The following is a 20888-nucleotide window of genomic DNA, read 5'->3' as shown; positions in this document are numbered from 1 at the left end:
CCCGCGGCACCGGCCGCCACTGCCCGGCCCGAGAGGCCCGAGCCCGACCCAGCGGCCGAGTCCGCACCGACCCCGAGGGAATCCGGTATCGCGGATCCCGCCGACACCGCCGAGCCCGAAAGCCCTGCGGCACCGGCACTTCCGGCCGCACCGGCGGTGGCGGCGCCACCCGCGCCCGAGCCGACTCCCCCACCCGGGCGGGGTCCGGCCGGGCCGCCGGTCGCGGTCGCACCCTGAGCGTGCGCACCGGAGGCACCCGATCCACCCGATCCACCGCGCACCTTGGAGGCCAGGAAGCCCGCCGCGCCCGCGATGACCAAGCCGATGGGCAGGGCCCACCATTTGGAGTTGGAGTCCTTGTCATCGGAATCGGAGGCGGCCTCGGATGAGTTGTCCGACGCGTTCGGATCCGAGGCCGCGGAGGGCGGTGGGACCGCCCCGGAGACCACGGCGCCGGGAGCCTGCCCCGGGACCGAGACGTCGAGCCCGCTCAGCTGGGCGGCGATTTCCGGTGGGACGGTGACGAATCCGCCCTCCTTGCTCCAGCGCACCTCGACGGGATTGCCGTCCTTGCCGGCGAAGGTCTGGCTGTAGACGCCGTCGACGACCGTGGTGTCGGTGGTGGGGCTGCCCAGCACACCGTTGGTCGCGCCGAGGGCCGACCATGCCGAGCGGATCGGACCGCGCACCAGCCAGGCTCCGGTCTCGGGACTCCAATACATCGTCGCGCCGTCGGGCGCGGAGAACTCGTTGAAGCGGGCCGCGCCCGGCGTCGAGGAGTCGGATTCGTCGTTGCGCGGGTAGCCGATGTCGGAGTTGCCGCCGCCCAGCAGCAGATACTTGTCGAGGATGACCCCGTACATGACGCGGGCGCCGGTCTCGGGCGAGTAGACGATCTTGCCGCCCTGATAGTCCTGCGCCGCGCCGTCGGCGCCGAAGGCGTAGACCGTGCCCTGGGCGGCGCCGAGCGGGGAGGACGCGCCGCCCCACTGGTTGTAGTGCTCAACGATCGCGGTGTCCGAGCCCGCCGGTTGAGCGAAAGCGGAGGGTCCCAGCAATACTCCAGCACCGAGCGTAAGGGCGAAACCGAAACTCGTCGCCGCCGCACACTTGGATTTCTTCCTAACCGTCATCGAAGCACTCCTAATAAGAGGTCGATCAGCTTGGGAACAAACAACACTCGATGCAACGAATCACCGAATTCACACTATGGGTCCGCGCTGCCGTGGAGAAATGATGTGGTGCCGAAGAGAATTGGGCCGCCGAAGGACTCAGCCCACCTTGGCCGCCTTCGACTTCGTCACGAAACCGGTGATCGCGGCCAAGACCGCGCCCACCGCTCCGCCGCCGGCGACCTGAGCCAGAATCTGGCCGAAGTCCAGGCCACTACCGGTGGCCGCCTGAATGATGGCTCCGGTGATTCCACCGCCGACCGCACCGGCCGCGCCGTTCACCACCGGGCCGAGCGGACTCTTCGCACCACCGACCCCACCGCCGACCACGCCGCCGAGTACACCCAAAAGCCATTCCATGCTTCCTCCTTCGAATGTGGACGAGCGAGTAGCGATCCTCACGATAGCCCCGCGACATTTGCCGTCGCCGACAAACGGAATCGCGAGTTTCCGAATCACCACTGCTATACCCGGCAAAAAGCAACCGACACTCTCGCTTTTCACCTGTTCGAAGACCTGTACGCGGCATCGCCGGCCGGGGTCGGCGCTACTCAGCATTCATTCAGCTACTCGGCCGGGTCGTCCGCTCCGATCCAGCGAGCGAAAAGGTCGACGTGCTCCTGCGGCCAGCGGCCGTCGCACGGCATGGACCCCTTGTCCAGCCGCTCCAGAATGGCCGCCCCGTGCTTCGTGACGTCGGCATGTGACCAGAGATCGAACACGAAACTCATCGACTTGCGATCCATCTCGCGGAACAGGGGTTTGATGTGCCGGGCGAAGCTGACGATCTCATCGGCCGCGGGAAGGTCGACGACCTTCTCACGCTCGACGGGCGCGGCCAGTGCCGACACGCGCGACCCCGGCGTGGCGTTGCATACCCACCACCAGCGCGGCACCGGCATGTGCGGTGGCGGCGTCGCACCGGGCTGGGAGTTCTCGACCGCGATCCGCGAACCCCACTCGATATAGGCGGCGAACGCGGCCCGGAACTCCGGATCGGTCGGCAGTCCGGCATCGTCGGCGGCGCGCGAGATGAGCTGCGCCCACCGGGCCCGCCATTCTTCGGTCAGTGATTTCCCGGCGTGCTCGGCCACCATATGGTCGTAGCCGCCGTATCGGTCGGTGTAATACCGCGGGCCGCCGAAGGTTTCACCCAGCCACGCCGCCACGCGCTGCGGATGATCCGGGGACATCCGGGCGAACAGCGGGGCCAGCAGTGGATCCTCCGGGACGTATTTGCCGTAGAAGATGTTCGTCATCCTGGTCAGCGCGGGCAGTCCGCCCGCCCATTCGAACAGTGTCGGCTCCGGCGACGGCGCGGGATCGTGGAAGTCGACGTACCAGTGCATACCGCTGCAGAACGGCTTGTTCTGCGAATGCCCGCAGCGGCACAGCGAGTAGTGCTCGAGCGAGGCTCCCGCATTGCGCGGCCCTGCCCCGGCCAGCGGAATGCCGCCGGTGACGCGGTACGGACCGTCCTTGGACACCTCGACGGCGGGCGGGCGCACCGGCGCGGCGGCCTCGATCCCGTCGACGGCATATCCGAGCGCGCCGGACGGGCAGGCCCGCACCGCCCGCTCGATCTCGTCCCCGCGCCCGCCGCTGGGTGCGACGAAAGGCTCTGCGCCCGCGCGGAATACGGTCGGCACCCGATCGGTGCAGAATCCGGCGTGCGCGCACAACCCGCGATTGTCGAGCACCGTGACCGCGACGCCCTCGTAGTCCTCACGCCGGTCCGGCACCCGGTTCGAATCCTTGGCGTCGTCGAATCCGATCCGGGCATGGCTGCCGTCGCACAGCGGTTTCGTCTCCGAGGCGCCGCAGCGGCACAGCGCCATCTGCGGCAGCGCCGGTACCGGAACACCGAGCCAATCGGTGACAGCGGCGGGGTTGGTGAGCAGATACGGACCGTCGGGCACCACCTCGATCCGCGATTCCAGATCGGCCTGCAGGGCCGCGAGCTCGGCGATCCGGGCCTGAGGATCGGCCGCGGACAGGATGGCCAGATGCTGCAGCGCGGCCGCCGCCTCCTGTAACCCGAGTGGCGCGTCCGATGCGCCGCGCAGCGCGGTCACGTCATATGCCAACTGCCACAACGTATCCGGATCCACGGCCGAGCCCACACCGTCGGCCGCCGTGTGTGATCCGGGGGCCGAGCCGGTGAGGTCGGTATACGCCTGGGTCAGCGGGCGGATCACGGTGTCCCGCAGCGGGGACTCGTTCGCCTCGGGATGCCCGGCCATCGATTGCGCCAGCCACCGGTCCAGGCCCATGGCCCGGATCAGCACCGACTCCAGTTCGTTCTGCACCTCGGATGTCCTGTCTGCTCTGCAACGCCGGACGCTTCTGGCACCGAACTCGCCGACCTTCCGACACTATGAGGCTGTTCTTTTGTCCGCTATCGGACGAATGCCCTAACCCATTCCCGCCGGGCGAAAAGTGTTGCCCCGGAACAGCGTCGCGCCTCCCTACCCGGACCGCGGTCGTGGTTAGGGTGGATCGTCATGGAGCGGATCCTCGAGATCGGGATGGGTTTCTGGGCGTCCAGGACGCTGCTCAGCGCCGTGGAGATGGGAGTGTTCACCACGCTCGGCGAACGACGGCTGACCGCGCAGGAGCTACGCGAGGAATTAGGACTGCACCCGCGCGCGGCCGAAGACTTCCTGGACGCCCTGGTCGCCATGGACATGTTGCGCCGCGCGGACGGCCGCTACGCGAACACCCCCGACACCGCCGCCTACCTGGACCGCCGCCGCCACGAATATCTCGGCGGCTTCCTGGAAATGGCGGCGACCCGCCTGTACCCCCTGTGGAGCGGATTGACCGAGGGCCTGCGCACAGGCCTGCCACAGAACGAGGTCAAGCACGGCGGTGAGGAGTTCGACGAGCTGTACAGCGACCCGCGCCGGCTGCGCGAAGCCCAGTGCGCCCGGACCGGGCTGACCCTGCCCAGCGCCCGCGCCATCGCGGAACTGTTTCCGTGGCACCGCTGGAACAGCGTCGCGGACATCGGGTCCGCACAGGGCGCCCTGCTGCGCACGCTGCTGCATCGGCATCCGCATCTGCACGGCATCGGCTTCGATCTACCCGATGCCGAGCCCGCGTTCACCGAATATGTTGCGCCGCTGGGTGATCGCGTGAGATTCCGCGCCGGGGACCTGTTCACCGACGCGCTCCCGGGCACCGATGTGCTGGTGTTCGGGCGCATATTGCACGACTGGGACCTCGACACCAAGCGCATGTTGCTGGCCAAGGCGCATCGCGTCCTGCCCCAGGGCGGCGCGATCATCGTCTACGAGACGCTCATCGACGACGATCGCCGCAGCAATCTCGCCGGCCTGCTGATGAGTCTCAATACGCTCATCGAGACCGACGGGGGTTTCGACTACACCGCCGCCGATCTCCGGAACTGGTTGACCGACGCGGGCTTCCGCGATCCGCGCACCCACCGCCTGACCGCATCGGAATCGATGGTCTGGGCGGTCAAATAGCGGAGCTGACTAATAGCAGACCTGTGGTCGGCGACAGCCGGAGTCGCTATGGTTCGGCGGTGAACACCGCAGAGTTGGCCGAACGCGGCAGCACGATCCTGGATCGGCTGACCACCACGCAGACCCCGCCGCCCTGGCAACTGGTGATCGGGACCGGCGCGATCGCGCTGCTCCTGGTCGTTTTCCGGCCGACGTGGCGGATTCTGCGCAATATCGTGACGATCGCGCACGAGGGCGGGCACGCGTTCACCGCGCTGCTCACCGGCCGCAGGCTCAACAGCATCCGATTGCATTCGGACACTTCCGGACTCACGGTGTCGAGCGGAAAACCGTACGGCTTCGGCATGATTCTGACCAGCGCGGCCGGTTATCCCGCGCCGGCGCTGGTCGGTCTCGGGTACGCGGCGCTGCTGGGCGCGCATCGCATCACGCTCATGCTGTGGCTGACCATCGCGCTGTTGCTGGTGCTGCTGGTGAAGGTGCGCAACGGCTACGGTCTGCTCTCGATGGTGGTGACCGGCGGCATCGTGTTCGTGGTGTCCTGGTTCGGCACCGACACCACCCAGGCGGCGCTCGCCTACTCCGCGGCCTGGTTTCTGCTGTTCGCCGCGGTGCGGCCGGTCATCGAACTGCAGCGCAACCGCCGGCACGAGCCCAATTCCGACGCCGATCAGCTGGCGCGCCTGACGCGGATTCCCGGACTAGTGTGGGTGTTGCTGTTCGGTCTGGTGGCGCTGTGTTCGCTGGTCCTGGGTGCTCGGCTGCTCTTGGCCGATACGACCGGGGTCTGCGTGCCGCCGCTCACGCACAGCACGTGCGCGTGATCCGCCGCGCGGTGATCCGGCTCGTGCTCCACGAGAAAGGTATCGCCGCAAGGACTTCCGAGAACTACGGCTAACATGCGCACAGCACCGTCCGGGTGGCGACGGGTCGTTCCCACGCGCCGCCGCCTCGGCTGGACGCACTGAGCCGGTCCGGAGCACCGGCGGGGTCGGCACGTTGTCGCAGGAGGGTTTTTCGGATGGACAGACCGACATGGGCACCGGAGGGCGTCGACATGACGCTGCCGAGTCCCGCGCGCATGTACGACGCGCTGCTGGGCGGCTCGCACAACTTCGAGGTCGATCGGCAGGCCGCGGAGCAGGGCAAGGCCCTGGTGCCCGATCTGCCGCGGCTGGCGTTGAGCAATCGCGCGTTCCTGCGGCGGGCGGTGCGCTTCCTGGTGGACTCGGGCGTGCGACAGTTCCTCGATATCGGCTCCGGCATCCCGACCGCGGGCAATGTGCACGAGATCGCGCAGGAGATCGATCCGGAGTGCCGCGTGCTCTACGTCGACATCGATCCGGTCGCGGTGGCGCACGCCCGCGCGATCCTGAGCGACAACGACAACGCCACCGCCGTCGAGGCGGATCTGCGCAAGCCCGCCGAACTGATGGAGCGGGCCGGGGCCACCGGGCTGATCGATCTCGATCAGCCGGTCGGCGTCCTGCTGATCGCGGTGCTGCACCTGCTTGCCGACGATGACCGCCCGGCCGAGATGGTCTCGGATCTGCGTGCGGTGATGCCGACCGGCAGCTTCGTGGCCATCTCACACCTCACCTCGGCCACCCGGCCGGAGGATGCCGCGAAGCTCGGTGCGAACGCCGCGAACAAGAGCAAGGTCGGCATTCACTTCCGCGGACGCGAGGCGATCACCGCGATGTTCGACGGCTGGGAGCTGATCGAGCCCGGTGTGGTGGAATTGCCATTGTGGCGGCCGGAGTCCGATCGCGATCAGCACGAGGCTCCCGGTCGTTCGCTCGGGCTTGCGGGAGTCGGCCGCAAGGGCTGAGCGAGTTTCGACGGCAGGCAGGGGTTTCCGGTGGGCGCGGCACACGAGCTGGCGGTGCTGTGGGCAGAGATGCTCGACGGCGCGGTCGCTCCGACGCTCACCAGAACCGAGGTGGAGTGCCTGCTCGACGGCTTCGCCGAGCGGCTCGTCGCGGCGGTGCGGGGCACCGAGGACCTCTCGGTGGCCCGCGACGCCGCCGCGGCGCTGGTGGCCGCCAACTACCGTGACCCCCTGGCCGTGCACCGCTCGGTACTGGTGCTGTGCCGGGATCTGGTGACCGCCGTATGCCCCGATCCGGCCTGCCCCGAGTATGCGGCCGTGCGGGATCGGGCCGTGGCCGTGGCGGCCGAATTCGCGGCCGAGTTCACCTCCGGACTGCGCAATGCCGCACTCGCGGAACAGGAAGCCACCCTCGCCGCCGCGCTGACCGCCGCGCGGGAGGCCGAGGCGCGACGGCAACTGTCCGAGGCCCGCTTCCAAGCCATCTTCGAGGGCGCCTCGGTGGGCATCGGGACAGTCGACGTCACCACCGGCCAGGTGGTCGACGTGAACAACGCCATGGCCGAAGCGCTCGGCGTGCCCGCCGAATCGATGCCGGGCCGCTCGGTCGCGGACATCCTCGGCCCGGTGAACATCGGCGACGCCTTCGCCCAGTTCCAGCGTCTGCTCTCGGGTGAGATCCAGCGGTTCCGCACCGAGACCGTACACACCCGCCAGGACGGCAGCACCGCGATCATCGACCTGTCCATGACCGTGGTCCGCGACAGCGACGGCAAGCCCCGCTTTCTCATCGGGGTCACCGTCGATGTCACCGAGCGCAAGGCGCTGGCCGACCAGCTCTGGTACGACGCACACCACGATTCGCTCACCGGACTGCCGAACCGGCTGCTGTTCTTCGACCGGCTCGCCGCCGCCGACGGGCAGGTGGGCGTCTGCTATCTGGATCTGGACGGGTTCAAGGAGATCAACGACCGGCGCGGGCACACCGCGGGTGATCACGTGCTCTGCGATGTGGCGCACCGGCTGCGCGCGGCCCTGCCCACCGGTGCGACGATCGCCCGGCTGGGCGGCGACGAATTCATCGTGCTGATCGAGAACTGTTCCGGGGAGCAGGAATTGACCACGGTGGCACGCGATCTGCTGGGGGCGCTACGGGATCCGTTCGACGTGGCCGGGCTCTCGGTCACGGTGGGCGCGAGTATCGGTACCGCGCTGGTGGATACCCGCTCCACCGCCATCGACGAGCTCATGCACGCCGTGGACACCGCCATGTACCGAGACAAGGCGTCACGCCACGGGATGACGAGCAGGTCCCACACGAAGTGACGAGCAGGTCCCACAGCGCCGGGACCGGCCGCACGACCGCCTAGACGACGAACGGCACCAGCGCTTTTCGCTCCGGCGGGTAGTCGGCGAACTTCTCCCGGTACCAGGCGTGGGTGGCGAAGGCGCGCGGAACCAGATTGCCGAAGGTGATCAGGAAGATGATCACGCCGGGCAGCGCCCAGGTCAGAAGCGCGAATCCGGCCCAGGCGAGCAGCTCACCCAGATAGGTGGGGCTGGTGACGAACTTGAAGCCGAGACCGTACGGCACCTTGTATTCCGTTGCGCCCGGATTGTTCTTGTCGCGCAGATTGCGAACGATCCCCTCGGAACTCACCAGCAGGGCGAACCCGGCGAGGTAGATCACCAGTCCGATCAGGAAGCGCGGATCGGTCAGCCACGCGGTGCCGTACTGCCCGAAGTAGTCGTGGCTGAACAGCGCGCCGTTCAGGTAGCCGTGCATGGTGGTGACGAGCATGCCCATGCCGAGCACCGAGACATTGAAACTGGTTTGTTTGCCGGGGACTTGGCGAATCGAGAGGGGGAAGAACCACCCGCGATTGCCGTAGTGCAGAATCCAGATGGCCGCCAGCACCAGCGAAGTCGGCTCGAATCGGTTCGGACCGGTCAGATAGGCGACCGCGAAGACCACGGTGGCTGGAATCTCCATCAGCCACCAGCCGAGCTTCGGGTTCAGGTTGAGGCCGAGCTTCGCGGTGGCGAATCGGCCGTACGGGCTTTGCCCGAAAAGCCCACCCACCAGCACGAACGCGGTGAAAGCCAGCGCGATCGTGAGCACGGTGTCGTAAACAGTGTTACCGGTGTACCAGTTCATTCACGGTCCTTCATTGGAAAAACTAGAACAGGTTCTACCACGGCGGGCATAGCGACCGGAAGCCATAGTGACGCAACGGCAGGTACCGCCCGGTAGGTTCGAGGAAACCCGGAGGGAGGCAAGGTGGGTGCCAAGGTGGGTGCGGAGGGGTGGCGTGTGCTGTCGCACTGGATGCCGTTCTTCCTCGAGGAGGATCAGGCCGACAGCGGGCTCGGGGGCGAGCCGGCGGGGTTGGAGTGGAACCCCAGATTCATCCAGATCCGCGACGAAAGCCTCGGGCGGCATGTGCATTTCGCGCAACAGGGCAGTGATGTCGAGGCGGTGATCGCGGTTCCCGAGGACACCGCCGACGCCGATCGGCTGCTCTCGGTGCTGCGCACGCAGCCGGACGGGATCTGGGATCCGGTGCCGCTGGCGCTGGAATCGGATGCGGCGACACCGGATCCGCAATGGCGCGCGGTCCGACGCGTACAGGAACAACCGCAGCTGGCGCGCGAATGGACCACGGGCTGGCGACGCGGTGCGAGCATAGATCAGCGCCGCCACATAGCGGACTCGCTGGTGACCGTGCTGCGCAACGGGCTGGACATGTCCGCGGATCGGCTGCGGTTCACCGCGTGGAGTCTGGACTCGCCCGAGACCGGCACCTACGGGTTGGCCGGGGATCGCCCCAGCGAACGCGACGCGCCCGTAATGTGCACGGACTGGGCCGATTTCGAGGCCCGGCTGGCCTGGGCGCTGACCACGCTGCCGTGGGACGGCGTGATCAGCATCAGCACCCCGCATCCGGGCCCGGATCCGTGCTTCGTCCAGTTCCTGCACGGCAGGCAACTGTTCAACGAGGCCAGCGGCTGGGACGTGGCCGGGCTCGGCGCGAGCGAATTCGACCGGCGCATGCGGGATCTCGGCTGGAGCTTCGCCCCGCACAGCGTGCCGGGCGGAGCGGCGCTGATCTGGGAGGGTCCGCTGGCGCAGGCCGGATACAACCCCCGCCTGCTGGGCGCGCCGCAACGCACGGTGGCCACCTTCCGCGAGGTGTTCACCGTGCGGCATCCGCAGGATCTGGTGTTCCGGGCGTTCCGCAACGGCCGCCGGCGCGATCAGGACATGCGGTACCTGGACCTCGAGCTGGGCATTCCGCGCGACGTGCGGTGAGCCGATCTCGGCTCGGGCACACGCGCTTTCGGCCGCGGCATGGATCGCCGCGGCCGGGAGCGATCAGTCGGTCAGGCGTTCCAGGCGGATCGGCAGGCCGTCGGCGGGTTTGGGCCCGGTACCGATCACCAGCGGCAGGTCGTAGTCCGCCGGGACGCTCCAGCGGTAGTTCAGCAGCATGCGGTGCAGCACCGCCTTCACCGTCATACCGCCGAAGTACCGGCCGATGCACTTGTGCGCGCCGCCGCCGAAGGGCGGCCAGACGTACCGGTGCGCCTTGTCCTCGGCGCGTGCCGGATCGAACCGTTCCGGATCGAAGACATCCGGATCGTGCCAGTACTCCTGTGAGCGCATCATCCCGTGCGGGCTGACCATCACCAGCGTGCCCCGGGGTACGTAGTAGCCGAGAATGTCTGTGTCCGCGAGGGTTTCACGGGCCTGGCCGACGACCGGCGAGTGCATGCGCAGCGTCTCCTTGAACGCCATCTCGAGCCCGGGCAGCCGGTCCAGATCGGCGTAGCCCAGGATCGGAGTGCCCAGGGCGCGCGATTCGGCGCGCAGGCGCTCCTGCCATTCGGGCTGCCGGGCCAGTTCGTAGGCCAGCATGGAAATGGCGATGGTGCTGGTGTCGTGCGCCGCCATCATCACGAAGATCATGTGGTCGACGACGTCGTCGTCGGTGAAGGACTCACCGTCCTCGGTCTCGGCATGGCACAGCACGCTGAACAGGTCGTCACCGTCCCCGGCGCGCTTGCCCGGCAGCTCCCGGCGGAAGTACTCCTCGAGCACCCGCCGACCGCGCAGACCCCGATGCCACACTCCCCCGGGCACATTCGTGCGGAACACCGCCTGCCCGCCCTGCACCGCCTCTTCGAAGGCGTGCGCCAGCCGGGTGCCCTCCGGACCGAGTTCGGCGCCGACGAACGCGACCGTGGCCTGCTCCAGCAGCAACTGTTTGACGTGGTCGTAGAGCCGGAAGTCGCGCCGCGGCCGCCACGCGTCGATGCCGCGCACGATCCTGGGCGTGGTGAGATCCAGATAGCCCATCAGGCGCGGTCTGGTGAAGGCCTGCTGCAGGATCCGGCGGTGATACGCGTGTTCGTCGTAGTCGCGCAACATGATCCCGCCGCGGAAGAACGGGCCGATCACGAAATTCCAGCCGTTCTGCGCGGAGAAGACACGCTGCCGGTCCAACAGCACCACCTCGATCGCCTCGGGGCTCGATACGCCCACGATCGGGCGACCGAAGCCACCCATCCACTGCACCGGGCCGTAGCGCGCTATCCGTTTCCGGGCGAAGCCGACCGGATCGGAGAAGCTGCTGAGCATATGGCCGACACCGGGTGCGCCGAAGTCGCCCGGCAGCGGGCGCAGGCCGCTGCCCTCGGGTGGTTCGGCCAGGGCACGGGGCGGTGAGGGATATCGCTCCAGGACCTCGCCCACGCGACGCTGGATCCGGTGATTCAACCGGGCTCTGAGGTGGCGCTCCGCGAGCGCGCTTGGCATCGGAAATTCCCTGGTTACAAGGAGATTCATCGTTGGTCTCCGTTCGAACGCCTGAACTCACGATATCGGAAACAAATGTTTCCGTAAACGGTTGTTTCCCGATTTCTGTGCCAAGCTTGCAAGGTGACCCGGGCTTTCAGTGGCACCTATCGCGGCACCACGACCGACGAGCGACGCGAACAGCGCCGCCGCAGACTCCTGGACGCGGCGCTGGATATCGTTGGCACGCAGGGCTTGTCGGCCTTGACCGTGCGCGGAGTGTGCGAGCGGGCGCGAGTGGGGCCGCGCTTCTTCTACGAGGCGTTCACCGATCTGGACGCGCTGGCCGGGACCCTGCTCGAGGAGGTGCAGCGCGAGGCGCTGGACTGTGCCCGCACCACCATGCAGGAGACGCCGGGCAGTCCGGAGGACAAGATCCGGGCGGGTGTGGCCGCGCTCATCGTGGCGGTCACCGACGATCCGCGGCGCGCCAATATCGCCTTCGCCCAGGCCTACGGCAGCGAGGCCCTGACCCGGCTGCGATTCGAGGGGATGCGCGAGGTCGCACAGCTGATCGTCGATCAGACCCGGGTGCTGCTGGACATCCCCGACGGCGAGGAGGAGACGGCGCTGACCGCGCTCGCCCAGCTGATCACCGGTGGCGCCGCCGAACTGGTCATGGTCTGGCTCGACGGCGGCCTGAAGGTGGAGCGGCCGGTGCTGATCGGCATCGTCGCCGATTACGCGGTGGCCATGGTGGACCGGCTCCCGGACCTGGCCCGGAAACTCGAGTGAGCGCCGGATCGATCGGCTCGGGCATCAGACCGGCTGGCCGACCCCGCTCAGCACGATCTCCTCGACCACGACCTTGGCGGTTTCCGCGCACGCGGTGACACCGCCGTTCGCGTACTCCTTCACCCCGTCACCGACATTCCAGAGATTGGGAATCGGAGTCGAGTGCGGCATGTCGTAGCCGGCGACCGCGCGCTGCGGCGGCCACTCGTCGCGATTGACCACGATCGAGAGAATGCGCGCCTGCTCGAACCCCGGGATCTCCTCACGCAGATCCTGCAGCACCAGCGCGGCTTCGGCCTCGGGGTCGAAATCACCGACCGAGGGTTTCGGCACGCCGGCGCCCACGTAGAGATGCCAGCCCTCCGGCGCCATCTCTGGGCACACCGTGGTGAAGTTCGCGATGTAGCAGAGCCTGCGGGTGCGGGCGAAGCTCAGCAGACCGGGAGCGCTCACGAGCGGTTCGCGGCTGGCGAAGTTCACCGAGATCATCGCGCACGGCAGATCCCCTTGCAGCACGGTGCCGACGTAATCGGACGGCAGATGCTCCGGTCCGACCAGATCCAGAGTGGCCGACGGCCCGATGTCGCTCACCGCGACACCGCAGGTGATATCGACGATCTCCCCGCCCCGGCGGATGCGCGCACCGCTGATGCGGCCGTCGGTGACCTCGAGGCGTTGCACCTCGCTGTCGAGCCAGACCGCGCCGCCCTCCCGCTCGACGACCTCGGCGAGCGACTTCCAGATGCCGATGGTGCCGTCGGGGCAGAAACCGAAGCGCTTGAACGCGGATTTGCGCGTGAAGTAGGTGAGGAAGACCCGAGCGGGCAACTCCTCCGAGCCGACCGCGAAGACCGATCCGCACATATTGCGGAAGATGCCTTGCACCGCATCGTTCTTCGTGTAACGGCGCACCCAGTCCGCGGTGGAAAGTTCCCGGGCAGGCAGCCCGCTGTCCTGCCGCGCCGCACCGATGCCCTTGAGCAGAGTCGCGCCTTGCCTGGTGAGCTGCGAAATCAACAGGCCCCAGCCGCCACTGCTGACATCGACGTCCTTACCGTTGATTCGGTAGAGGATCGGCGGATCCACCGGGCGCACTTCGAATTTCGCGCCGACATCGGCGAATGTCTGCTCGGTGACGCCACCCAATTCCACGGCGACAGCGCCGTTGTTGATCGTGAATCCGTCGACCACGTCGGTGGACGCGCGGCCACCGACCCTATCCAGACGTTCGACCACCAACGTGCGGTAACCGTGATGTGCGAGCCGGGCGGCGGCACAGAGCCCGCCCACCCCGGCGCCGACAACCAATACGTCCCAGTTGTTCCCGCTCATGGCGAGGCTCCTCGAGAATGCTTAACACATGCTGAACACATAGAAATCGCCTTGGGCAAAGGCGTCGAGCCTGTCGGTACCTGAGCCTCCCAATCCCCCTCGAGCGGCGATGCCCGCCCGTTGCTGCCGCAGTTCCCACGTTCGCGGTCAGCTCCGTTCGCCTGGTACTACGTTACCGGGCGACCATCTGTCCTGCGGCACTTAGGGCAGGAAAACAGCGGGTCCCATCGGGTGGGTGCGGCCGCCGATCTTGCTCAGCAGTGGACGCCGGTCACCGCGAACCGTTCGACCTCCGCGACGTGACCTCCAGTGGACACCGCGACGGTGAGAACGCCGGGGCAGGTCCCGGTGAACGGGACTGTTCCAGACCACGGACTGTCGGTGCCTCCGGCAGGGATACCAGGTATTTCACCGACCGATCGCGGACCGGTGAGTTGGTGGATTCGCACGCGCAGGCTCTCGTCCACACCGGTGACGTGACCGCCGACCGCGAGCGGTGAACCGACCTTCGCGCCGTACTCGGGAGTAGCAATCGTGAGGGTCCGATCCTCGGTGCCGACCACCTCCCACGGCATGTCCGCACCGGCTCCCAGACGCGCGAGATGAAGCTCCGCGGCGGGGATTCCGACGCCGTTGGGATTGCCGTAACCAATTGTTATCCAGGACTCTTCGCCCTTGGTCGTGGCGAGCAGCACGCGATCGAGGTCGGTGTAGCCCAGATAGCCCCGGGTGAAATTCAGCGCGACCGCCGACGGATCGAGGTGCCACGGCTGGTGTCCGCCTTCGTGATACGACTGCTGCCAGGCGATGGCCTCGGCGGCGCTCGCGAAGGGCCACAGGGGTTGATATGCGAAGGTCACGGGCGTGCCGGAGGTCGGTGGCGCGGTAGTCGTCTCCGGGCCGGACGCGGTCGTGGCCTCCGGGCTCGGCGGGCTGCCGGTCAGGTTCGCCGGCGGTCCGCTCGTCGCGGGCCCGGTGACCGAGGCGGTCGGGGTCAGGGTCGGGGTCGCCCCGGTGTCGTCGCCGCTGTCGCGGATCAGGCCGAAATAGGCGATGGCGGCGAGGCCGAGCACCACGACCGCGGCGAGCGCCGCCAACGCGAAGATCGTTCCTGGTCGACGGCCGGGCGGTTCCGAATTCGGGGTCATGGTCCAGTCTGCCTCGCGAACAGGGCATCACGCTCGTCCCGAGACCGGCCCGGCGCGAAACCGTTCCCAGGTACAGGACTGGACAGTCGATAACTCTTCGCCCAGTCGTTAGGTTGGGAGAGGTGACGCCCCATCTCCATCGGCAATTCCCGGAACTCACCGAGACCCTCCCGCATCTAGTACTGGGCAAGAGTCCGACTCCGGTGCGGCTGCTGTCCTCGCTCGACACCGTCGGCGCGGATCTGTGGCTCAAGGACGACGGCGCGTTCGGCGACGGCGGCTGGGGCGGCAACAAGGTCCGGAAATTGGAGTGGCTGCTGCCGGATGCCCTGCGCCAGGGCCGCACGACCATCGTCACCGTCGGCGGGCTCGGCACCAATTGGGGGCTGGCGACCGCGCTGTACGGGCGCGAGAACGGGCTGAAAACCGTTCTCGCACTGATCGATCAGCCGGAGGACGACCACGTGCGCGCGCAGTTGGCGCGGTTGCGCGCCTCGGGCGCGACGCTCATCTTCACCCACACCAAGGCGCGGACCATCCTGCGGGCCCCGATCATCCTGGCGCGCAACTTCTCCGGACGCCGGCCGCCGTATCTGCTGCCCGCCGGTGGATCCTCTCCCGTCGGCGCGCTCGGATACGTCGAGGCCGCACTGGAATTGGCCGATCAGGTCCGCAACGGGGAACTGCCCGAGCCGACCCATATCGTCGCGCCGCTGGGCTCGGGGGGCACGGTGGCCGGGCTCTCGCTCGGGCTGCGGCTGGCCGGACTGTCCACCCGGGTCGTCGGTGTGGTCGTCAACGACACTCTGCGACTGGATGAATCGGCGATCTCCCGACTCGCGGACCGGGCCGCCGGGGTGCTGCGGGATCGGGGTGCGCGCCTGCCCGCCGACATCTCCCCCACCGGCAATCTCGAGATCGTCACCGGCTACCTCGGGACCGGGTACGGCCATCCGACGATGGAAGCCACCACCGCCCAGACCCTGTCGGAGGATCTCGAGCACCTCACCCTCGAGCCGGTCTACACCGCCAAGTCGATGGCCGCCGTGCTCGAGCTGAACGCGCAAGGCCGGTTCGGGGGCGGGCCGGTGGTGTTCCTCAATACCAACGGCCCGCGCTGATCCGCAGTTCACGCCGCGGCGATCCGCTCGGTGCGGTACGAAGGCAGCCGTTCGGACGAATTCCTGTCCATCGTGCGGCATCCTCGGTCCGTAGAGGGGTTGGCACGGTGTGGCCGGGGGCACAGCTGCCGGTACCTCGTACGCTGGTCCCATGTCGGCACCCGCGACGTCACCGCTGTCCGCACCCACGACAGCATTGCCCGCGCCCGAGCTCGATCGCCTGCTCGAGCTGGTTTCCGGTCGCCGTGTCGCGGTGCTCACGGGTGCGGGAATCTCCACCGACAGCGGTATCCCGGACTATCGCAGCCCCGGTGCGCCACCCCGCACTCCGATGACCTTCCAGCAGTTCGTGGGCGATCCGGTGTTCCGCCAACGCTATTGGGCGCGCAATCACATCGGCTGGCGCGCGATGGACGCCGCCCGGCCCAATCGCGGGCATCGGGCGCTGGCCGCGCTGGAACGTTCCGGGGTCGTCACCGCTCTCATCACCCAGAACGTAGATCTGCTGCACACCAAGGCCGGGCACCGCTCGGTCATCGATCTGCACGGGGTCTACGCCCGCGTGCGCTGCCTGGCCTGCGACGCGCTCATCTCCCGCATGGCCCTGGCCGACCGGCTCGAGGCCGCCAATCCCGGTTTCGCCGAGGATGCCCGAAGCACCGGCATCGAGGTCGCCCCCGACGCCGACGCGATCGTCGTCGATACCGAGAATTTCCGCATGGTCGATTGCCATCGCTGCGGTGGTCTGCTCAAACCCGACATCGTCTACTTCGGCGAGACCGTTCCCAAGGATCGGGTGACCGCCGCGTTCGAGGCCCTCGATGCCGCCGAAGTCCTGCTGGTGGCCGGTTCCTCCCTGACCGTCATGTCCGGCCTGCGCTTCGCGCGCCGGGCCGCCAAAACCGCTCGCCCCGTAATCATTCTGAACCGAGGCGAGACCCGCGCCCACCACCTCGCCACCCTCACCCTCGACGCCGGCTGCTCCCCCGCCCTCGAAGCACTGGCCCACGCCCTCGCCCCGTAGGTGGAGAACGATCCTGACCGTGCCCGATTCCGGCCGCCGTCCGGCGTACAACGACGAAGCCGGTCACCCCGGCCAGGGCGGTCGGTTAATCGGCCGGCAGCGACGGACGCGTATCGGCGGCTCGTTGGCGGCGGTGAATTCGGTGGCGTGGTTCCAGAGCTCTGCAGAGGATGAGCGGATGACGAGTGCTGTTGAGGGTCATGCTGTTTCGCGTGACAGCCTATCGCGGGCGGAGCCGTCGGGCGTCATTCCAGGGTCAGCGAGCGTGCGTGCCGCCGGGGTTGGCGCGGAGGCGGTCGCGTTCATCGGTCGGCGCGGTGTTGGCGTCTTGCAGGTCCAGGATGCGACCGATGACGACTGCGACCACAGATTACCTACATCCGACACTTGCACTCACCTAGTCAGAGTGCTAAATAATATCTATGCCAGATGGCAGAGGTTATCTGGTCGAGACACTACAGAGAATGGAGTGAGTTAGAGGTGGCGACCATGCTGATGCGCACTGATCCCTTCCGTGATCTGGATCGTTTGACGCAACAGGTGTTCGGCACCGCGGCCCGACCCGCGGCGATGCCGATGGATGCCTGGCGCGAGAACGACCAGTTCCTGGTCGAATTCGACCTGCCGGGTATCGATCCCGATTCCCTGGACCTGGATGTGGAACGCAACGTGGTGACCGTGCGCGCCTCGCGCCCGGAAATCGACCCCGGCCGGTCCATGCTCGCGGCGGAACGCCCACGTGGGGTGTTCAGCCGTCAGCTGGTGCTGGGCGAGAGCCTCGATACCGAGCAGATCCGTGCGGACTACCGCGACGGGGTTCTGCGGTTGTCGATTCCGGTGGCGGAGAAGGCCAAACCCAGAAAGATCGAGATCGCCCGCCCCGAACGCGAACCCGAACGCCAGGTCATCAACGCCTGATCCGGCCGCACGGCCGCCGTCCGCGAATGCGATCCGCAGCGCGCTCGCGGACGGCGGCCCCATGGTGACGACTACCAATGCCTCGCCTACTGACCGGACACCATCCGCCTGATCGGACAGATTCGTGAAAACGAGGACCTCTCCCGAGACCGACCACACCACCACCCGCCCCGACCCGGACCGGGATCCGCAGGAGGTGGTGCACTGGCCCGACCCCAGCCCGCTGCGCCCGTGGTGGGACACCGTCATGGGACCGGCGATGCCCGCCCCGCTCACCGCTCAACGCTCCCCCACCCCGCGTCACCCCCACGCACGGAATCCGCACGTGCGCCCGCGCAGACTCATCGGTGCGAGCGCGGCCCGCTGACCCTGCTCCGGGCGAGTCAGCAATGGCTCAGATCTCGATCCGCCGTTTCCACCAAGGGAGATCGTGCGGTGCGTACGGATCGTTGACTGTCCGGGCGATGACGCGATCGTCGAGCGGTCCGAGTTCTCTTCGTAGTTCTCGATGGGCCCTGGGCAGGAGAGAACAGGCAGCCCGCTCCAGCAGCGTCCTGATGTGGTAATCGCCACTACGTAGGTTCGAGTCGTCATGCTCGTAGTTGGGCGCCAGATCTCGACGTGCACCTCGGCCCACCCCGGCCCATTGTCGGAAAGCATGCGCGACAGACCCCGGGCACAGGCCGTGGGAGCGTTCGAAATCGCCGATCTGGCGATTCGCGGCGGGCGAGAGTCGACGTATGACGGGCGGACGCCGGTGGAAAACTGCTGGTCGGGCGTCCGCTCTGCGTCGCGGTAGCCGTGATCTGATCTCACCCGGTGATCGGCGAGGCATGGAAACTTCCAGGGGATAGCGCGAAATTCTCGCTGACTCTAGCGGGATGGAGCTGATGGACTCAATGGCACCAGCCCGCCGGTCGCCGACGTCGATCGACCTCCAGTCATCGTCCCTCGTGAGCCCACCGTGCGAATGGTGGGTGTCAGGTGGGCCGGAAGCGTTGTCGCCTACCGTAGATCGGCGGTTGTCGTGGCTGCTTCGGGCGGGCTGGTTACCACCGCGCGTGACCGCAGAATCCAGATTGTGGCGAGTAGTGCCGTCGCGACGGAGTACAGGACCATCGGGCCGGTTTGGGCCGTGCCCGAGTCCTGATCCAACAGCGCGAGCCAACCCAGGTTGATCAGCAGGTGGAAGGTGCCCGCGAGTAGCAACCGGTGGAGGGTGGGGGCGGTGCGCAGGGCCAGGCCGAGGATGAGGGACATCGCTACCGTCGAGATGAGGAACGCTGCGGCGTACACCGGGCCGAGCGCGAAGATCTGGATGTGCCAGACGCCCCACAGGAGGCCGACCGTGAGGGCGGCACCGAGTGTCCCGAAGCGGGATTCCAGTAGCGGTTGCAGGTAGCAGCGCCAGCCGAACTCCTCACCGCACGCCCCGATGAATTGGGCCGGAACGATCAACCACCAGGAATGAGAGATGCTGGTGGAGTAGCGATCCCAGCTCAGGAGCTCGAACAGCCCGAGGGTCACCGCGATGATCAGGACCGGGGTCGCGAGCAAGTCCGCCATCCGGCGGGCCGGTATCCCGGAGCCTGTTCCGAGTGTCGGATCCCGCCGCCACACGAGCAGGACCGCCAGCACGCCGAGTGTAGGCCCGAACTGAACGAGTTCGATGACCTCCCCCGGTATGCGAGTCACCGGCTGCACCAGCAGCAGGGCGCCCGCACCCAGGACGGTCACGATGTAGAACACGATCGTCTTCGACAGCCATCCGGCACTAGTCGACTTCAATGCTGTTGCCCCTCTTGACCGCAGCCTCGGACGAATGTTCGCTGCGTTGTACCGAGAGTAGGCATCCGGGGCGCCGGAAGTCCTCACCCTACGGTGCGATATCGAACTCCCCCTGGGGAGCGATACCGGTCTCGAAGATCAAGCCCGGCGATTCCGGTCACGCGGCACTACCGCCCACTGCCAGGCTCAGCGATAGCGCCGACACCGCGGACGGATCAGCGAAGCCGCCTACTCGACGGACTCGACGACGAAACTCGCTGCCGTCGTGGTGCTTCCACCGATGTTCAGGGTGGCGTAGCGGCGGGCGTCCGGGATCTGAAAGTCACCGGCTTGATCGGTGACCTGCTTGTAAGCGTCCAGCAGCATGCGGACGCCGGTGGCTCCGACCGGATGTCCGATGCCGATCAGTCCGCCACCGGGATTGACGGGAAGTGTTCCGGTGCGCGCGATTTCGCCGGATTCGATGGCCTTCCAGCTCTCACCGGGAGCGGTGAGCCCGAGGTGGTCGATGGCCATGTACTCGGACATGGAGAAGCAGTCGTGGACCTCGACGCCGTCCACGTCGTGGATGTCGGCCAGGCCCGCGCGGGCGAGGGCATCGCGGACCGTGGCGCGTACGTGCGGGAAGACGTACGGATCCTCGGCCGAGGCCGTCAGCTTCCGTTCCAGCGGCAGACCGACCGTGCGGTGGCCCCAGCCGGTGATCGCGGCGACGCGGCTCTCACGAATAGCACTGTGGCGGTTCAGGTATCGGTCCGACACCAGAACGACGGCGGCCGCGCCGTCGGTCATCTGACTGCAGTCCTGACGGCGGAGCCGGCCCACCACCGGTGGATTGGCGGTGTCGTCGTCGGTGAAACTGTCCGGGGTGTAGGTCCACTCGCGTGTCTGCGCCAGCGGATTGAGCCGGGCATTGCCGATGTTCAACTCGCTGATCGCGCGCAGGTGCGCCGCGTCCAGGCCGTAGCGGCGGTCGTACTCGTCCGCGAGGGCCGCGAACATGGTGGGCCACACCAGATCCGTGTCCTGGGCTTCGTGTCCGGCCCAGGCGGCCGCGCCCATGTACGCCGCGGCCTTGCCGCCGGGAACGGTCTTCTCCAGCTCCACGCCCAGGACCAGCGCGCAGTCGTAGCGCCCCGATTCCAGGTCGGACATGGCGGCGAGCGCGGCCATACTGCCGGAGGCGCAGGCGGCCTCGTGCCGGCTCGCGGGGATGCCCCACAGCGCGGGCAGCACGGTGGCGGGCATGGCGCCGAGGTGCCCCTGGCCGGTGAACAGCTGCCCGAAGGCGTTGCCCACGTGGATGACTCCGATATCGGCGGGATCGATGCCGGTGGCCGCCAGCGCGTCCTGCACAACGGTGCGGACCAGCGCGTCGGTGTCGAGACCGGCGCGGTGCCAGTTGAGAGCGAAGTCGGTCTGACTGCCGCCGAGGATGTGTACGGACATGGTCACTCCAGAGTGATCGAC

General features: G+C 67.7%; 19 protein-coding genes. 10 read left to right on the top strand and 9 right to left on the bottom strand.

Features of this window, described 5'->3' with window-relative positions:
- From NJ1_RS06605 to NJ1_RS06595, 3 genes are all read right to left on the bottom strand, one after another.
- Positions 1–1133, bottom strand: a 1133-nt coding sequence (locus NJ1_RS06605) for an LGFP repeat-containing protein (RefSeq protein WP_369690854.1), incomplete at its 3' end; no start/stop codon positions are given.
- Between the two features lie 138 nt (positions 1134–1271).
- Positions 1272–1532 (bottom strand): hypothetical protein, encoded by a 261-nt coding sequence (locus tag NJ1_RS06600; protein WP_067688818.1) that lies wholly within the window; start codon positions 1530–1532, stop codon positions 1272–1274.
- A 206-nt stretch (positions 1533–1738) separates the two neighbouring features.
- Positions 1739–3481: a CDGSH iron-sulfur domain-containing protein gene (locus NJ1_RS06595; RefSeq protein ID WP_218025136.1), complete on the bottom strand. Its 1743-nt coding sequence runs from the start codon at positions 3479–3481 to the stop codon at positions 1739–1741.
- 195 nt (positions 3482–3676) lie between these two features.
- On the opposite strand from NJ1_RS06595, the gene NJ1_RS06590 reads away from it, so the two are divergent.
- From NJ1_RS06590 to NJ1_RS06575, 4 genes are all read left to right on the top strand, one after another.
- Entirely contained in the window at positions 3677–4663 is a 987-nt protein-coding gene (locus NJ1_RS06590) for a methyltransferase (RefSeq protein WP_067688815.1), read from the top strand.
- Between the two features lie 59 nt (positions 4664–4722).
- Entirely contained in the window at positions 4723–5487 is a 765-nt protein-coding gene (locus NJ1_RS06585; RefSeq protein WP_067688812.1) for a M50 family metallopeptidase, read from the top strand.
- A gap of 197 nt (positions 5488–5684) precedes the next feature.
- Positions 5685–6494: an SAM-dependent methyltransferase gene (locus tag NJ1_RS06580; protein WP_067688809.1), complete on the top strand. Its 810-nt coding sequence runs from the start codon at positions 5685–5687 to the stop codon at positions 6492–6494.
- 30 nt (positions 6495–6524) lie between these two features.
- On the top strand, positions 6525–7820 hold the full coding sequence (locus tag NJ1_RS06575; RefSeq protein WP_245717249.1) for a sensor domain-containing diguanylate cyclase: 1296 nt from the start codon (positions 6525–6527) through the stop codon (positions 7818–7820).
- Positions 7821–7860: 40 nt separating this feature from the next.
- Here NJ1_RS06575 and NJ1_RS06570 read toward each other — a convergent pair whose 3' ends face one another.
- Positions 7861–8652, bottom strand: a complete 792-nt coding sequence (locus tag NJ1_RS06570) for a phosphatidylethanolamine N-methyltransferase family domain-containing protein (RefSeq protein ID WP_067688806.1) — start codon at positions 8650–8652, stop codon at positions 7861–7863.
- Between the two features lie 123 nt (positions 8653–8775).
- Here NJ1_RS06570 and NJ1_RS06565 point away from each other — a divergent pair, with 123 nt between their 5' ends.
- Positions 8776–9807 carry a TY-Chap domain-containing protein gene (locus tag NJ1_RS06565; protein ID WP_067688803.1) on the top strand — a complete coding sequence of 344 codons (1032 nt, stop codon included), beginning with the start codon at positions 8776–8778 and terminating at the stop codon, positions 9805–9807.
- 63 nt (positions 9808–9870) lie between these two features.
- Here NJ1_RS06565 and NJ1_RS06560 read toward each other — a convergent pair whose 3' ends face one another.
- Complete coding sequence (locus NJ1_RS06560; protein WP_084477815.1) at positions 9871–11313, bottom strand: cytochrome P450; 1443 nt, start codon at positions 11311–11313, stop codon at positions 9871–9873.
- 123 nt (positions 11314–11436) lie between these two features.
- Between NJ1_RS06560 and NJ1_RS06555 the strand changes: the two genes are divergently transcribed.
- Positions 11437–12087: a TetR/AcrR family transcriptional regulator gene (locus tag NJ1_RS06555; RefSeq protein ID WP_067688797.1), complete on the top strand. Its 651-nt coding sequence runs from the start codon at positions 11437–11439 to the stop codon at positions 12085–12087.
- A gap of 24 nt (positions 12088–12111) precedes the next feature.
- On the opposite strand, the gene NJ1_RS06550 is transcribed toward NJ1_RS06555, so the two are convergent.
- Positions 12112–13419: a phytoene desaturase family protein gene (locus tag NJ1_RS06550; RefSeq protein WP_067688794.1), complete on the bottom strand. Its 1308-nt coding sequence runs from the start codon at positions 13417–13419 to the stop codon at positions 12112–12114.
- A gap of 254 nt (positions 13420–13673) precedes the next feature.
- Complete coding sequence (locus NJ1_RS06545) at positions 13674–14567, bottom strand: hypothetical protein (RefSeq protein ID WP_169813099.1); 894 nt, start codon at positions 14565–14567, stop codon at positions 13674–13676.
- Positions 14568–14689: 122 nt separating this feature from the next.
- Between NJ1_RS06545 and NJ1_RS06540 the strand changes: the two genes are divergently transcribed.
- From NJ1_RS06540 to NJ1_RS06525, 4 genes are all read left to right on the top strand, one after another.
- The gene (locus NJ1_RS06540; RefSeq protein ID WP_157573790.1) at positions 14690–15688 is read left to right on the top strand and encodes a 1-aminocyclopropane-1-carboxylate deaminase/D-cysteine desulfhydrase; all 999 of its coding nucleotides are present in this window, start codon (positions 14690–14692) and stop codon (positions 15686–15688) included.
- 151 nt (positions 15689–15839) lie between these two features.
- Positions 15840–16712, top strand: a complete 873-nt coding sequence (locus NJ1_RS06535) for an NAD-dependent protein deacetylase (protein WP_084477814.1) — start codon at positions 15840–15842, stop codon at positions 16710–16712.
- A gap of 489 nt (positions 16713–17201) precedes the next feature.
- Positions 17202–17630: an Hsp20/alpha crystallin family protein gene (locus tag NJ1_RS06530; protein WP_067688889.1), complete on the top strand. Its 429-nt coding sequence runs from the start codon at positions 17202–17204 to the stop codon at positions 17628–17630.
- 124 nt (positions 17631–17754) lie between these two features.
- A complete protein-coding gene (locus tag NJ1_RS06525) occupies positions 17755–17997 on the top strand; it encodes a hypothetical protein (protein ID WP_067688785.1) in 243 nt (80 codons plus the stop codon).
- Positions 17998–18635: 638 nt separating this feature from the next.
- On the opposite strand, the gene NJ1_RS06520 is transcribed toward NJ1_RS06525, so the two are convergent.
- The gene (locus NJ1_RS06520; RefSeq protein WP_157573789.1) at positions 18636–19418 is read right to left on the bottom strand and encodes a CPBP family intramembrane glutamic endopeptidase; all 783 of its coding nucleotides are present in this window, start codon (positions 19416–19418) and stop codon (positions 18636–18638) included.
- A gap of 228 nt (positions 19419–19646) precedes the next feature.
- Positions 19647–20867, bottom strand: coding sequence for an acetyl-CoA acetyltransferase (locus NJ1_RS06515; protein ID WP_067688880.1), 1221 nt, complete (start codon positions 20865–20867; stop codon positions 19647–19649).
- Positions 20868–20888 lie beyond the last annotated feature (21 nt).

This window comes from Nocardia jejuensis NBRC 103114 (assembly GCF_001613145.1).
In the GTDB taxonomy this organism is placed as follows: Bacteria; Actinomycetota; Actinomycetes; order Mycobacteriales; family Mycobacteriaceae; genus Nocardia; species Nocardia jejuensis.
Note: the sequence above shows the minus strand (reverse complement) of the source record. Positions and strands in the feature narration are given on the sequence as shown.

Excerpts from the sequence above, each read along its gene's own strand:
- NJ1_RS06545 (WP_169813099.1), bottom strand. The coding sequence starts at position 14,567 with ATGACCCCGAATTCGGAACCGCCCGGCCGTCGACCAGGAACGATCTTC.
- NJ1_RS06535 (WP_084477814.1), top strand. The coding sequence starts at position 15,840 with ATGTCGGCACCCGCGACGTCACCGCTGTCCGCACCCACGACAGCATTG.
- NJ1_RS06580 (WP_067688809.1), top strand. The coding sequence starts at position 5,685 with ATGGACAGACCGACATGGGCACCGGAGGGCGTCGACATGACGCTGCCG.
- NJ1_RS06560 (WP_084477815.1), bottom strand. The coding sequence starts at position 11,313 with ATGCCAAGCGCGCTCGCGGAGCGCCACCTCAGAGCCCGGTTGAATCAC.
- NJ1_RS06590 (WP_067688815.1), top strand. The coding sequence starts at position 3,677 with ATGGAGCGGATCCTCGAGATCGGGATGGGTTTCTGGGCGTCCAGGACG.
- NJ1_RS06550 (WP_067688794.1), bottom strand. The coding sequence starts at position 13,419 with ATGAGCGGGAACAACTGGGACGTATTGGTTGTCGGCGCCGGGGTGGGC.
- NJ1_RS06570 (WP_067688806.1), bottom strand. The coding sequence starts at position 8,652 with ATGAACTGGTACACCGGTAACACTGTTTACGACACCGTGCTCACGATC.
- NJ1_RS06600 (WP_067688818.1), bottom strand. The coding sequence starts at position 1,532 with ATGGAATGGCTTTTGGGTGTACTCGGCGGCGTGGTCGGCGGTGGGGTC.
- NJ1_RS06530 (WP_067688889.1), top strand. The coding sequence starts at position 17,202 with ATGCTGATGCGCACTGATCCCTTCCGTGATCTGGATCGTTTGACGCAA.
- NJ1_RS06515 (WP_067688880.1), bottom strand. The coding sequence starts at position 20,867 with ATGTCCGTACACATCCTCGGCGGCAGTCAGACCGACTTCGCTCTCAAC.